Origin of the sequence: Streptomyces sp. NPDC058246, from assembly GCF_042881985.1 — a bacterium.
Lineage (GTDB): Bacteria > Actinomycetota > Actinomycetes > Streptomycetales > Streptomycetaceae > Streptomyces.
In genome coordinates, this window is the sequence record NZ_JBHVWZ010000020.1 from 78,449 (window position 1) to 91,730 (window position 13,282).

Here is a 13,282-nt window from a genome sequence, read left to right on the forward strand (position 1 = left end):
CCGGAGCCGTGACCGCGTCCCGTGCCGCGCGGCGAACGCACGGTGTGCCTCAACTGTTCGTACTCGGCTGACCTGTCGGCTGACCTGTTGGCATACGGAGGGTTTACGAACTGCTCGCTCGTAACCCCCCGTTGTACGTCAAAGTCCGGCCGCGAAGTCCGCGAACGCGGCCCACTTCGAGGGCCGGAAAGCAAGTTGGGCGCGGGCGGGATCCTTGGAGTCTCGAATGTGGACGGCGCCTGGGGTTGCGGCGACCTCGAGGCATTCGCCGCCCTCCGCGCCGCTGTAGCTGCTCTTGAACCAGGCGAGTTCGGGCGAGGTTTCGTCAGTGCTCATGGCTCTCCCAACAGTTCCTGCATCAGGGCGAAGGACTCACGCGGGGTAAGGGCCTGCCCACGAATGCTTCCGTAGCGCGCGGCCAGGATACGCACTTGCTCGGGGTCCATGATCAACTGGCCGACGCCTTGCACTTCCAGGTAGGCAACCTGCTGCTTTCCCTTGGGCGTCAGCAGCACGAACGGGCCGTCCACCCCGGAGTTCTCCTCGCAGTCAAGCGGCAGCACTTGCAGGGTGATGTTGCGCAGGCGACCAAACTTCAGCAGGTGCTCCAACTGCCCTTGTCGCACCCTGCGTCCACCGAGCTTGCGCCTCAGCACAGACTCGTCGATGACAGCCGTCACCATGGGCAGCGGCCACCGCGTCAGGATCTCCTGGCGCGCGAGCCGAGAGACCACCCGCTGCTCGATGGTCTCCTCAGACAACAGCGGCTGTCGACCGTTCAACAGGGTCCGGATGAAATCCTCGGTCTGCAACAATCCGGGCGGCGCGAGGGTACTGAAGAAGTTGATCTCAACCGCACTCGCTTCCAGCCGCGCGTAGTCCCGAAACCAAGCCGGATGCCGAACCCTCCCCCGCGCCTTGGCCTTCTCCACGTCCTCGATCGTGGCCGTCAACAGCCCACCGGCATCCAGCAGTTCATCCGCCGCCTCCAGGAACTCCCTCTGCGGCGTCCGTCTCCCCCGCTCCAGCGAGGAGACCAGGTCCTCGCTGTAGCCGAGCCGGTCCCCCAGCTCCTTCTGTGTGAGCCCGGCCCGCTCCCGAAGTACCTTGACCTGCTTGCCGATCGCACGGTTCAGGTCGCTGGACTGCTCACCCTCGTCGTACGTCTCCTGCGACTCCGTGACCGTCATCCCCACACCCGCCCTGCCGTCCCGCACCAGGTCACGGCCGACACCCCATACAGGACACCGTCCGTACCGGTACACACACCCTGCGTACCGAAGGATTCCCTGGTCAGGGTAGAGCGAGGCGGCCACGCTCAGTGACATGAAGTCAGAAATCTCCACCCGGCACTTCACCCAACTCCTCAGCGCCACGCTTCGCGGCGCTCGCCTGGCGCGGCTGCTGACTGTGCAGCAACTCGACGAGTGGGGCTGGCCGCCCAGCTGCGAGGCGAGCGAGTCCGCGGCGCTGGTCGTCGCCGAGTTGGCGGCGAACGCGGTCGTGCACGGGCGTGTGAAGGGGCGTGGGTTCCGGCTCACGCTCGCTGTCGGGGCCACGGACACGCTCCGTATCGAAGTGGCCGACCCGCGAGGCGACCGCCGGCCCCTGGCCCGTCGTACCGCCGACGAGACGGGGCGGGGGCTGCTCCTCGTCGACGCCCTGACAGCCCGGTGGGGCACTGAGCCATGGCCACCATCCGGCAAGGTCGTGTGGGCGGAGATCGGTCTTCCCCGCCTTGTGCTCACTGCTTCCGCACGGGAAAAGGCCCCGACCAGGTCATAAGACCTGTTCGGAGCCCCAATGGCAGACGAGTCGGGCTGTACGCCGGGTTCTGTCGCCGGTCGACCTCGCGGTCGGCCGGGAGACGGCCATCCATCTAGGACCGACGTTGCCGTCGGCCTCGTGCGGTCTACCCGCGGACTCGGGCGGGCAGCCCTCGAACGTCCGCGCAGAGCCGCCTTTTACAGCGGCTCCTCTTGACCTTGCTCCAGGTGGGGTTTACCTAGCCGCCTGAGTCACCTCAGGCGCTGGTGGTCTCTTACACCACCGTTTCACCCTTACCGGGGACCGAAATCCCCGGCGGTTTGCTTTCTGTGGCACTGTCCCGCGGGTCACCCCGGGTGGCCGTTAGCCACCACCTTGCCCTGTGGAGCCCGGACGTTCCTCGGGGAGGTCCACAAGGGCCTCCACGCGGCCGTCCGCCCGGCTCGTCTGCCGTGTCGACCATGGTACCGGGCGTGCGGGCCGCCTCGGTCCGGCCGTCGGCGTGGCAGTCACAGTCGTAGTCGCACTCGCCGTCGCCAGGACCGAGCCCGCCAGGATGAGGGCGAAGGCCGCGAGGACGCCGGGGGTCAGACGTTCGTCCAGGAAGACGGCGCCCGCCGCCACCGCGACGGCCGGGTTGACGTACGTGATCACCGTCGCCCGCGCCGGGCCCGCCTCCTTGATCAGTTCCAGGAAGGCCACGAAGGCGACCGCCGTGCAGATGACGCCGAGACCCGCGAGGGAGGCCAGGACCTGTCCGGACGGGATCTCGTCCGGCCAGGTGGCCGCCGCCGCGGGGGCGTAGACCAGCGCCGCCAGGGTCAGGCACGGGGCCGTGAGCTGGAGTGTCGGTACGTCTTTCAGGTGGCGCGCCGCTATCACCGGTGCCGTCGCGTAGCCGACGACCGTCAGCAGGACCTCGGCCAGGGAGCGGGCGTCGCCGCCGGTCAGGTGCGGGACGGTGAGGACCGCGACGCCGGACAGGCCGAGGGCCAGGCCCGTCATGCGGCGGGCACCGAGCCGTTCCGTGTCGCCGAACAGGCGGGCCGCGGCCACGCCGACGATCGGCACGCCCGCGATCAGCAGGCCCGCGGTCGAGCTGGAGAGATGGCGTTCGGCGTCCGTCAGGGTCCACCACGGGACCATGATCTCGATGCCGGCGAAGGCCAGCATGGGGCGCCAGTGGGTCCGTACGGTCCGGGTCAGGCCGCCTTGGCGTACCGCGAAGGGGAGCAGCAGTGCGGCGCCGACCGCGCAGCGCGTGAACACCACCACCGACGGGGACACGCCGTCCACCGCCACCTTGATCATCAGGTAGGGGATCCCCCAGACCACTCCCATCAGGGAGAACAGGAACCAGCCACGTGCAGTCATGGGGGCAGTTTCGGACGCGTCGGCGTACCGGGTCTTGAACGCTGTTGCGCTACGACGACGGGGACACGCTCGCGCGATACGCCGCCGGGGTCACCCCCAGCACCCGTCGGAACCAGCGGGTGAGGTGGGCTTGGTCCGCGAAGCCCACGAGCGTCGCCACCTCCGCCGGTCGCAGCCCGGACTCCAGCAGCCCCCGGGCCCGGTGCACCCGGTGCTGGGCCAGCCAGGCGTACGGCGGTATCCCCATCGCCGTACGGAAGGCGCGCAGGAGTTGGTAGCGGGACAGGCCGAAGTCGGTGGCGAGGGAGGCGAGGGAAGGGGGCGCCTGGAGTTCGTCGGCCAGGCGGTCGCGTACGGCGTGGGCTATGTGGGCCGCTCCCGGGACCGTGTCGCACGCCGGGCGAGCCGTGGAGTGGCGGCAGGCCAGGGCCGTGAGCAGCCAGGGGAGACGGGACTCGGCTTCCAACGGGTCGGGGCAGCGGCTGAGTTCGGTGTGCGCCGCTCGCAGGGCGGCGGCCAGTTCGGGGTCGTCGAGGACGGGGTCGCGGAAGTGCGGGAGGCCGCCGAGGGTGCCTTCCGTGAGCAGGGAGGGCTCGGCGTACAGGGCCCGGTAGGCGTAGCCGTCGGAGGCGGCCGGGCCACCGGTGTGCATCTCGCCCGGGGCCAGGACGACGATCGAGCCGGGGCCGGTGTGGATGCGGCCGCCGCGGTAGTCGATGATCTCGGAGCCGCCGACGCAGACGCCGATCGTGAACTCGTCGTGTGCGTGCGGTGCGTAGCGATGGCGGTCGAAGCGGGCGGTCAGCAGGTCGAGAGGCCGGCCGTCCCGGCCGAGGGTGGCCCGGGTCCATCGGGCCTCTTCCCGTACGGTCGCGTTCACGGTCGCCTCCCCCGGTCTCTCGGGACCTCTCAGGAGTGCAACGCCCACGTAGCCCGATTCCATGCCGCGGCCGGGTGTCGGCGCCGGTCGGGTGGGGGCGGCGAGGGGGTTTTGTGGGGGCGAGGGCGTTTCAGAGGAAGTCTGTCGTGTCCAGGTCGAAGGCGAACGGTTCCGGGAGGGCGAGTGACTTGCCGAAGGGGAGCGTGCAGAGCTGCCGGTAGTCGTCCTTCTCGGGGTCGCTGAAGAGTGTCAGTGAGGAGGCATCGCGGTCGATGAGCAGGTAGAGCGGGATGCCGCCGCGGGCGTAGCAGCGGCGCTTCGCCTCTCGGTCGGCCCCCGGCCTGGTGGATGTGACCTCAAGGACCATGGCGACGCCGTCACAGGGCATCCAGGAGTCGGCGCCTCGGAAGAGACGCAGCTCCTGGGGGGCGAAAGTGCCGTCCGGGATCGCGTGGTTCTTCGGGCAGGCGCCCCCGCTCTTCAGTTTCAGACCCTTGTTCCCGGAGAACTGCATGTCGGTCGTGGACCGCCTGATCACCTGGTTCACGATCAGGCCGATGTAGTCCTCGTGGTCCCCGTCCGGCGGCGGCGTCACGACGATCTCCCCCTCGATCAGTTCCGCCCGGAAACCCTCCGGGGTGTCCAGGGCGAGAAAGCCCTCCAGCAGGACCTCCGCCTGCGTGAGCGGCTCGTGTGCCATGGCAGTCATGTCACGCCCCTCCTTCGGTCGATCGCCAGGCTGGGACATCGGGGGATCACCCGTCCATGAGATCGGGAACTGTTCCCTCGATCGTGGCACACGATCAAGGGCGCCGTCAGGGTCGGCCCGCCGGGCACTCACGCGGGGGCGAACTGCACCTTCGCCGATGCCGGGTCCGCCTGGGTGAGGCGGACCCGTAGGCGCTCGCCCAGGGGGAGGGGGGTCGTGCCTCCCGTGATGCGGGCGAAGACCGCCGGGGACTCCAACTGGACGGTTCCCACGGTGGGTTCATGCTCCTGTACGTCGACCACGCAGGCCTCGAAGAGGTCGCCGACCCGGTCCTTGAGCAGCGCGGCCTCCACGATGTCGACGCACTCGCGCTCGACGGTGCCCGCGCGCCGGCTGCCGTCGGCCATCTCCTTGGGGAGGCCGTCGAGGGCGGCGAGCACCCACTCGGGTGGTGCCTCGCCGGCGACGGCGGCGAGGCAGATCTCCGAGGCGTAGCGGTCGGCGAGGCGGCGCAGCGGCGCCGTGCAGTGCGCGTAGGGCGCGGCCACGGCGGCGTGGGAGGTGACCTCCGGGAGGACCCCGTCCCGGAACACCGTGTAGCCCGCGCCGCGCAGCAGCGTCGTGCACTCCTGCAGGAAGGCGGCGTGGTGCGGCCAGTGCGGGTCGAGGGCTCGGATGAGCTCCGCGTACGAGACATGGTGCGGCCAGTTGATGCGCAGGGCCTTGGCCGTACGGCGGAGGCGGCCGACCGCGCCGTCGGGGGCGGCGGGGAGGGTGCGCAGCACTCCGGTGCCGTGCGCGATCATCAGCTCGGCCGCCGCCATGCCCGTGAGCAGGGAGATCTGTGCGTTCCAGGCGTCGGCGGGGAGCGGGGCGCGGTACACCAGTTCGTACGTCCCGTCCCGCTCCACGATCTCCTGCTCGGGCACGTTGAGGGAGATACCGCCCCGCTCGACCTCCAGTCGTTCACGCGCCTCGCCGATGTCCTTGAGGAGGACCAGCGGCTCCTCCGCCGTCCCCTCGTCGATCTGCCGCTGCACGTGCGCGTAGTCGAGCTTGGCGCGGCTGCGGACGAGGGCACGGCGTACGTCGGTCGCCTGCGTACGGCCGTCCGTGTCGAGGTCGATCGTCCACAGCACCGCCGGGCAGGTCTGGTCGGGGAGCAGGCTGGCGGTGCCTTCGGAAAGGCGCGTCGGGTGGAGGGGGATCTTCTCGTCGGGGAAGTAGAGGGTCGTCACGCGGCGGTGGGCCTCGGCGTCCAGGGCACCGCCAGGTGCGACGAAGGCGGCGACGTCGGCGATGGCGTAGCGGACGCGGTAGCCGCCGGGGCGCCGCGACAGGTGCATCGCCTGGTCGAGGTCGGTGGAGGTCGGGGGGTCGATGGTGAAGAGGGGGATGTCCGTCGCGTCGTAGGAGGGCAGGCGGGGTGGCCGCGCGGCCTCGGCGAGGACGTCGGGCGGGAAGCTCTCGGACACGCCCAGCTCGGTCCGCAGCGCGCGGAGGGCGGCCCGCAAGGGGGCCTCGGCTGCGCCCGTGACGCGGAGGTGACGGCGAGGCATGGGTCGAGCGTAGATCGCCGTCCTGCGGGCGGCACTCCGGGACGACAGCGGCCGGCTTCGGCGGCTTCGGGGACTTCGGCGACTTCAGCTACCACTCCGGACAGCTCCGGACGCCGCCCCGCACCTCCGGCCACCAACCCGCACGACTCCGGTACCGGGCAGCACAGCTCCGGTACCGGGCAGCACCCCTGCGGTACCGGTCAGCACAAGGGTTCAAACCGGGAGCCGGTCGCAGCGGAGGGGGCGGGGGCGGAGCCCGGGGACAGGGCCGGTCGGCCCGGCGGCACCCCTTAGGCTGGCGCCGGGCCGACCCCACCATGAAGGAGATCCACCGTGCTCGTGCTGCTGCCGCCGTCCGAAGGCAAGGCCTCTTCCGGCCGCGGCGCCCCCGTGAAGCTGGAGTCGCTGTCCCTGCCCGGTCTCACCGGGACGCGCCAGGCGGTCCTCGACGAGCTGGTCGAGCTGTGCGCGGCCGACGAGGACAAGGCCCGCGAGTTGCTTGGACTGAGCGAGGGCCTGCGGGGCGAGGTCGCCAAGAACACCGAGCTGCGGACGGCGGGCGCCCGCCCGGCCGGGGAGATCTACACGGGTGTCCTGTACGACGCCCTGGACCTGGCCTCCCTGGACACGGCGGCGAAGCGACGGGCGGGGCGCTCGCTGCTCGTGTTCTCGGGGCTGTGGGGCGCCGTCCGGGTGACCGACCGGATCCCCTCGTACCGCTGCTCGATGGGGGTGAAGCTGCCCGGGCTCGGGGCGCTGGGCGCGCACTGGCGTACGCCGATGGCCACCGCGCTGCCCGAGGCGGCCGGCGACGGACTCGTACTGGACCTGCGGTCCTCGGCGTACGCGTCGGCATGGAAGCCGAAGGGCGAGGTCGCGGGGCGGACGGCGAGCGTGCGGGTGCTGCACTCCCAGATCGTGAACGGGATCGAGAAGCGCTCCGTCGTCAGCCACTTCAACAAGGCGACCAAGGGCAAGATCGTGCGCAGCCTGCTCACCGCGGGCGCGGCGCCGAAGAGCCCGGCTGAACTGGTGGAGGCGCTGCGGGACCTCGGGTACGTGGTGGAGGCGGAGGCGCCCGGCAGGGCGGGCAGGCCGTGGGCGCTGGACGTGGTGGTGACGGAGATTCACTGACGACGCCTTCGGGCGGGCCGCGAGCGCGGCTCGACGGTGGCCGATCCTCTAGTGACCAGTGACCAGCAGCTGGCGGCTACTGGCCACTCGCTGCTGGCCAGTTGCCTGTGGGCAAGGGGCACGGGCACACCGCACAGCCAAGCGCCGCCATTGCAGCATGCGCAACGACCTTTGCGCATGCTGCACACCGCGGGCAGGATGAGGCGTATGACTTCGCCCCTGCCCTCGTCCCCGCCTGCCTCCGTGCTGGACCTCGCCCCCGTGGTCCCCGTCGTCGTGGTCACGGACGCCGCCGACGCCGTACCGCTGGCGCGGGCCCTGGTCGCGGGCGGGCTGCCCGCGATCGAGGTGACGCTGCGGACCCCGGCCGCGTCGGCCGCGATCCGGGCGATCGCGGCGGAGGTGCCGGACGCGGTGGTCGGCGCGGGTACGGTCCTCACGCCGGCGCAGGTGACGGAGTCGGTGGCGGCCGGCGCCCGCTTCCTGGTCAGCCCGGGCTGGACGGACGTACTGCTCGAAGCCATGCAAGCGTCCGGGGTGCCGTTCCTGCCGGGGGTGTCCACCACGTCGGAGGTCGTGACGCTGCTGGAGCGCGGGGTGCGCGAGATGAAGTTCTTCCCGGCGCAGGCGGCGGGGGGCACGGCGTATCTGAAGTCGCTCGCGGGACCGCTCCCCCAGGCACGGTTCTGCCCAACGGGCGGCATCGGCCCAGGCGTCGCGCCGGAGTATCTGGCTCTCCCCAACGTCGGCTGTGTGGGCGGGAGTTGGATGCTCCCGGCGGACGCGATCGCGGCGCGGGACTGGGCGCGGGTCGAGAGCCTCGCGCGCGAGGCGGCCGCGCTCAGGCCGCGCGGATGACGACCTTGCCGGACGCCACGCCACTCTCGCACTAGCGCGGAATGCCTCGTACAACTCCCGCCCTACGCGCGGGAGTTGCTGCGCCGGCGCACAGCGCACCGCCACGCGGTGGCGACCGCCTCAGCGGAGGTGAGAGGTGTCGTTGAACAGGCGGACGCTCGCGTTGCCGTCCGCGTAGTAGGCCACCGCCGAGAGCGAGGCCGCGGACAGCTCCATGCGGAACAGGGACTCCGGCGGGGCCCCGAGGGCGAGGCGCACAAAGGTCTTGATCGGGGTGACATGGCTGACGAGCAGGACGGTGCGGCCCGCGTACGCCGCGACCAGCTTGTCGCGGGTGGCGGCGATACGGCGGGCGGTGGCCGCGAAGCTCTCGCCGCCGCCAGTCGGTTCGGCCTTCGGCGAGGCGAGCCAGGCGTTCAGGTCGTCGGGGTAGCGCTCCCGCACCTCGGCGAACGTCAGCCCTTCCCAGGCGCCGAAGTCCGTCTCGCGCAGCCCGTCCTCGATGACGACGTCGAGCCCGAGGCGGGCGGCGACGGCCCCCGCGGTCTCCCGGGTGCGGGTCAGCGGGGACGCCACGATCGCCTGGATGGTGCCGCGTGCGGCGAGCGCCGCGGCGACCCGTTCCGCTTGTTCCCGGCCCACGTCCGACAGCGCCGGGTCGCTGCCTCCGCTGCCCGAGAATCGCTTCTGGGGGGTCAGAAGGGTCTCGCCGTGGCGGAGGAGGACGAAGGTGGCGGGGGCGCCGAGGTCGGGGGCCGCGCCCCAGCCGACGGTCGGGCCCGTTGCCGGGCTCGATCCAGCCCCGGTTGCCCCGGCTGCCGGGGTCGATCCAACCCCGGTTGCCCCGGCTGCCGGGCTCGATCCAACCCCGCTTGCCCCGGCTGCCGGGCTCGATCCAGCCCCGGCTGCCGGGGTCGCTCCAGTCGCCCCTGCCGCCACGTTCCGCGCGGCCCGCGCATCTGCTTCGGCCTTCGCGGCTGTGGCGCCGGGTGACAAGGACGAGCCGGGGCCGGAAGTCGTCAGACTGCGGGCTGTGTGGGGCTCGTCGCGCAGTTCCCCGCGCCCCTTGAGGGGCGCTCCCGAACCCGACGCTGCCAGTGCCGCGCGAGCCTTCGCCGCGCCAGCCGTCGCGTCCCCCGGCGGGCCGGACGGCTCCGGCGCGGCCGACCGCGCCGACCGCGCCGACCGCGCGGCCCTCGCGTCCAGCTCCGCCGACGCTGACCACTGCTCCCCGCGCTTCCCCGCATCCATCGCCTCGTTGGCCAACCGGTCCGCGTGCTTGTTCTGCTCGCGGGGGATCCACTCGTAGGTGACCTGCGCGGGCGGGAAGATCCGCGCGGCTTCGGCGGCCAGGGGCTTCATGTCCGGGTGCTTGATCTTCCAGCGGCCGGACATCTGCTCGACGACGAGCTTGGAGTCCATACGGACCCGGACCGAGGCGGTCGGGTCCAGTTCGTTGGCGGCGCGCAGGCCCGCCACCAGGCCCCGGTACTCCGCGACGTTGTTGGTGGCGATGCCGATGTACTCGGCGCGCTCCACCAGCGTCTCCCCGCTGGCCGCGTCGATGACCACGGAGCCGTAGCCCGCGGGCCCCGGGTTGCCCCGGGAACCGCCGTCGGCCTCGACGATGAACTCCCGCACGCGTCAAGCCCCTCAGAGAACAGACTTACAGATTTACAGGCCGGACTCGGACGTGCGCACCAGGATGCGGCGGCAGTTCTCGCACCGCAGCACGGTGTCCGGGGAGGCCGCCTTCACGTCATTGACCTCGGTGATGTTGAGCTCCAGGCGGCAGCCCTCGCAGCGGCGCTGGTAGAGCCGGGCCGCGCCGACGCCGCCCTGCTGCTCGCGCAGCTTGTCGTAGAGCTTGAGGAGGTCGGCGGGGATGGTGCCGGCGATGACCTCGCGCTCCTTGGTCACCGTCGCCGCCTCGCCGTCGAAGGACTCGAAGGCGGCGTCCCGGCGGGCCGTCGCGTCGTCGATCTTCGACTGGACGGAGGAGACCCGCTCGGTCAGCTCGGCGACGCGCTCCTGCGCGGACTCGCGGCGCTCCATGACCTCCAGGACGACGTCCTCGAGGTCGCCCTGGCGCTTGGCGAGGGAGGTGATCTCGCGCTGGAGGTTCTCCAGGTCCTTGGGCGAGGACACGGCACCCGAGTCGAGACGCTTCTGGTCGCGGGCGGCGCGCTGGCGCACCTGGTCGACGTCCTGCTCCGCCTTGATCTGCTCGCGGGCGCAGTCGCTCTCCTCGGTCTGCGCGGCGACGAGCAGGTCGCGCAGCTGCGTGAGGTCCTTGTTCAGCGACTCGATCTCGGCGTGCTCGGGCAGCGACCTCCGCTTGTGCGCCAGCTGCTGCAGGCGGGCGTCGAGGGCCTGGACGTCGAGGAGTCGGATCTGGTCGGCGGGCGCGGCGTTCAGTTGGGGGCTCCTGATGTGTCGGTATTCGAGGCCGCGTGGGCGGTCCAGGGGTCGGTGACCGTCTTCGAGACATGGACCCTGAGGTCCCATCCGTGACGGTCGGAGATCTCGTCGAGCTGGGCGGCGGCCAGCTCGCACCAGGGCCACTCGGTGGCCCAGTGCGCCGCGTCGAGCAGCGCGAGAGGACTGCGGGCGTGATCCGCCATGAACTCCGAGGCCGGGTGGTGGCGCAGGTCCGCGGTCAGGAAGGCGTCCACCCCGGCGGCGCGCACGTCGTCGAAGAGGCTGTCGCCGGAGCCACCGCTGACCGCGACGGTCCGTACGAGCGTCTCGGGGTCGCCCGCGACACGGATGCCCTGCGCGGTGGCGGGCAGCCGCTCGGCGGCGCGCGCGGCGAGGTCGCGGACGGTCAGCGGGTGGTCCAGCTCACAGACACGGCCCAGGCCCCGGCGGCCTTCCGGGTCGGTCGGGTCCGGCACGAGGGGGCGTACGACTCGGAGGTCGAGCGCGCCCGCGAGGGCGTCCGAGACGCCCGGATCGGCACGGTCGGCGTTCGTGTGGGCGACGTGCAGCGCGATGTCGTTCTTGATCAGGGTGTGCACGACGCGGCCCTTGAAGCTGGTGGCCGCCACCGTCGTCGTACCGCGGAGATAGAGCGGGTGGTGGGTGACCAGCAGGTCGGCGCCCAGCTTCACGGCCTCGTCGACGATCTCCTGCACCGGGTCGACGGCGAACAGGACGCGCGCGATCTCCTGGTCGGGGTCACCGCAGACGGTGCCGACCGCGTCCCACCCCTCGGCCCTCTCGGGGGGCCAGAGGACGTCCAGCGCGGCGATGACTTCAGACAGACGGGGCACGGGGAAAGGCTACCTGCCTTATGTCGGTGCCCGACCGGTCGAGAGCCACTCGACCAGCACACCGGCGACGGGCGGCCCCTGGTGACCCCCGCCGGCCCCCCGGCCACCTGTCCTCCACCCTCGCCTCCTCACCACCGTTCAGCACATCCGCCCCCGTTTCCTCAGGCGAATCCCGACATGGCCACCCTTATGTGTGAAGCGGCCGCCCGTCGGTCCCACGTCTGTGCGTACGAAAACTAGCTTCGTCGCCGGAGGTGACCGAACGATGACGGCCTGTGCGACGGAGCCCGTGGCGGAGAACAAAGACGAACGCAAAGACGTGGACCGGGGTGGGAACCAGGGCGAAAGCCGGGGCGCGGAGGAAGACGCGAGCGACGATGTGGACGGGGTCGAGAGCGAGGGCACCAGAGGGCTCGCGTACGAGGACGCGCGCGAGTGGACCGGCCGCCCCGGCTGTGTGATCACCGCCGACGGCACGTACGCGGCACGCCTCGCCCTCGCCGGCGAGTCCTGGTACCCCGAGCGCTGGACGCTGGACGGCCCCGAGCCGTACGCCGTCCCGCTGCCCACCCACCAGCCGGAGGAGCCCGGCACCGAGGTGCTGCCGCTGACCGACGGGAGGGTGCTGATCCACCGCGTGGCGGACGGACGGCACGTCTTCTCCCTCCTCTACCCGACCGGGCCCGGCACCGGCGAGCTGCCGCTCGGCGCCGTCGAGTGCCCCGACGCGGGCACCCGGCTGCGGCTGCTGCCGCCCGCGCCGGGCGGGGAGCGTGCGTACGCCCTCGCCGTGGGCCGCGGCTCCACGGCGGTGTGGCTGGTGGCGGGCGGCGCGTTCGGCCCCGAACACCTGGCCGAGGTGCCGGGCCACTGCGCGGGCGGGGTGTGGCTGGACGGCACCGGCCGTCTGCTGGCCCTCGACCGCTTCCAGGACGGCCGCACCAAGACGGTCGTCGTCGACCTGGAGCGCGGCGGCGAGGTCTCACCGCTCCTCCAGATCGCCGAGCACAGCAACGACCGCCTGCTCCTCGCGGACGCCGACAGCGGACTCCTCCTCATCCGCTCGGACGCCCCGTCGCCGGGCCACGCCCGTCTCGGCTGGGGCGTCCTCGGCAGCACCCTGCCGATCCGCTTCCCGGAGTGCCTGCGCGCGACGGACTGTGCCGTCACGCCGTTCGCGATCCAGCCGGGCCAGGTCCTCACCCCCGAGACCTGCGCCGTCGCCCTGCGCATCGACGGGCCGGCCGGCACCTGGCTGGGCATCTGGCGTCCCGCCGAACGCCAGGTCCACCACCTCCCGGCCCCCGAGGGCTGGCTGGCGGGGACCGGCCTGTGGACCAGAGAGGGGGTGCTCCAACTGCCGTACGCGACGGGGGCGGTGCCGTGCGGCGTGGCGCGGGTGGGAGCACCGAGGGGGAAGGGGGAGCCGGACCGCCCCACCGATCCGGCTCCCCCGAGACACATCCCGGTCCCCCCGGCCCGCCCGGTACCTCTCCAACAGGCGCCTTTGAAGGGACGGTTACGCGCTTCGGCCCGTCCGGCGTTCGGGGACGGGGCCGTCCGGGCCGAAGAGGGGTCCGGGGGCGCAGCCTTCAGGTACGGGGAGGGCATGGGCGGGGAGGGCAGGAGCGGCGGGGACGAGGAAACGTCACCCACCGACACCCCCGCCATGACCGCCAGTTAGAATCCCCCGGCTGTAAAAGAAGGATCTTGCATACGGGGTGAA

Annotated in this window: 12 protein-coding genes, 1 other RNA gene and 1 pseudogene; 4 read left to right on the forward strand and 10 right to left on the reverse strand. The window is 71.9% G+C overall.

The features are described from left to right. Positions 1-138: 138 nt before the first annotated feature. Together ACFVXA_RS26390 and ACFVXA_RS26395 are read right to left on the reverse strand one after the other, a co-directional pair. Entirely contained in the window at positions 139-336 is a 198-nt protein-coding gene (locus ACFVXA_RS26390) for a DUF397 domain-containing protein (RefSeq protein ID WP_390026932.1), read from the reverse strand. Then, positions 333-1,190, reverse strand: coding sequence for a Scr1 family TA system antitoxin-like transcriptional regulator (locus ACFVXA_RS26395; RefSeq protein ID WP_390026934.1), 858 nt, complete (start codon positions 1,188-1,190; stop codon positions 333-335). The genes ACFVXA_RS26390 and ACFVXA_RS26395 overlap by 4 nt, the downstream gene beginning before the upstream one ends. A 136-nt stretch (positions 1,191-1,326) precedes the next feature. On the opposite strand from ACFVXA_RS26395, the gene ACFVXA_RS26400 reads away from it, so the two are divergent. Then, a complete protein-coding gene (locus tag ACFVXA_RS26400) occupies positions 1,327-1,785 on the forward strand; it encodes an ATP-binding protein (RefSeq protein WP_390026937.1) in 459 nt (152 codons plus the stop codon). Positions 1,786-1,807: 22 nt separating this feature from the next. On the opposite strand, the gene rnpB is transcribed toward ACFVXA_RS26400, so the two are convergent. From rnpB to ACFVXA_RS26425, 5 genes and pseudogenes are all read right to left on the reverse strand, one after another. Further along, positions 1,808-2,213, reverse strand: an RNA gene (gene rnpB, locus ACFVXA_RS26405) — RNase P RNA component class A. Between the two features lie 148 nt (positions 2,214-2,361). Then, positions 2,362-3,141, reverse strand: a pseudogene (locus tag ACFVXA_RS26410) (DMT family transporter); the annotation flags it as partial. A gap of 49 nt (positions 3,142-3,190) precedes the next feature. Continuing rightward, positions 3,191-4,021, reverse strand: a complete 831-nt coding sequence (locus tag ACFVXA_RS26415; protein WP_390026939.1) for an AraC family ligand binding domain-containing protein — start codon at positions 4,019-4,021, stop codon at positions 3,191-3,193. Between the two features lie 130 nt (positions 4,022-4,151). After that, the gene (locus ACFVXA_RS26420; protein ID WP_383909009.1) at positions 4,152-4,730 is read right to left on the reverse strand and encodes a Uma2 family endonuclease; all 579 of its coding nucleotides are present in this window, start codon (positions 4,728-4,730) and stop codon (positions 4,152-4,154) included. A gap of 128 nt (positions 4,731-4,858) precedes the next feature. Further along, positions 4,859-6,289, reverse strand: coding sequence for an RNB domain-containing ribonuclease (locus tag ACFVXA_RS26425; RefSeq protein ID WP_390026942.1), 1,431 nt, complete (start codon positions 6,287-6,289; stop codon positions 4,859-4,861). A gap of 333 nt (positions 6,290-6,622) precedes the next feature. On the opposite strand from ACFVXA_RS26425, the gene yaaA reads away from it, so the two are divergent. Together yaaA and eda are read left to right on the forward strand one after the other, a co-directional pair. Then, a complete protein-coding gene (gene yaaA, locus ACFVXA_RS26430) occupies positions 6,623-7,423 on the forward strand; it encodes a peroxide stress protein YaaA (RefSeq protein ID WP_390026944.1) in 801 nt (266 codons plus the stop codon). 207 nt (positions 7,424-7,630) lie between these two features. Further along, complete coding sequence (eda, locus tag ACFVXA_RS26435) at positions 7,631-8,281, forward strand: bifunctional 4-hydroxy-2-oxoglutarate aldolase/2-dehydro-3-deoxy-phosphogluconate aldolase (RefSeq protein WP_362029021.1); 651 nt, start codon at positions 7,631-7,633, stop codon at positions 8,279-8,281. A 120-nt stretch (positions 8,282-8,401) separates the two neighbouring features. Here the strand turns inward: eda and ACFVXA_RS26440 are convergent, their stop codons facing one another. Genes ACFVXA_RS26440 through ACFVXA_RS26450 form a run of 3 tightly spaced genes read right to left on the reverse strand, consistent with a single transcriptional unit; the run spans position 8,402 to position 11,556 of the window. Continuing rightward, positions 8,402-9,922: a bifunctional RNase H/acid phosphatase gene (locus ACFVXA_RS26440; RefSeq protein WP_390026947.1), complete on the reverse strand. Its 1,521-nt coding sequence runs from the start codon at positions 9,920-9,922 to the stop codon at positions 8,402-8,404. 33 nt (positions 9,923-9,955) lie between these two features. Next, positions 9,956-10,699, reverse strand: a complete 744-nt coding sequence (locus ACFVXA_RS26445; RefSeq protein ID WP_390027002.1) for a zinc ribbon domain-containing protein — start codon at positions 10,697-10,699, stop codon at positions 9,956-9,958. Then, positions 10,696-11,556 (reverse strand): Nif3-like dinuclear metal center hexameric protein, encoded by an 861-nt coding sequence (locus ACFVXA_RS26450; RefSeq protein WP_362029016.1) that lies wholly within the window; start codon positions 11,554-11,556, stop codon positions 10,696-10,698. Before ACFVXA_RS26450 ends, ACFVXA_RS26445 begins: the two co-directional genes overlap by 4 nt. Before the next feature lie 265 nt (positions 11,557-11,821). Here ACFVXA_RS26450 and ACFVXA_RS26455 point away from each other — a divergent pair, with 265 nt between their 5' ends. Then, positions 11,822-13,240 (forward strand): hypothetical protein, encoded by a 1,419-nt coding sequence (locus ACFVXA_RS26455; RefSeq protein ID WP_390026949.1) that lies wholly within the window; start codon positions 11,822-11,824, stop codon positions 13,238-13,240. Positions 13,241-13,282: the final 42 nt, after the last annotated feature.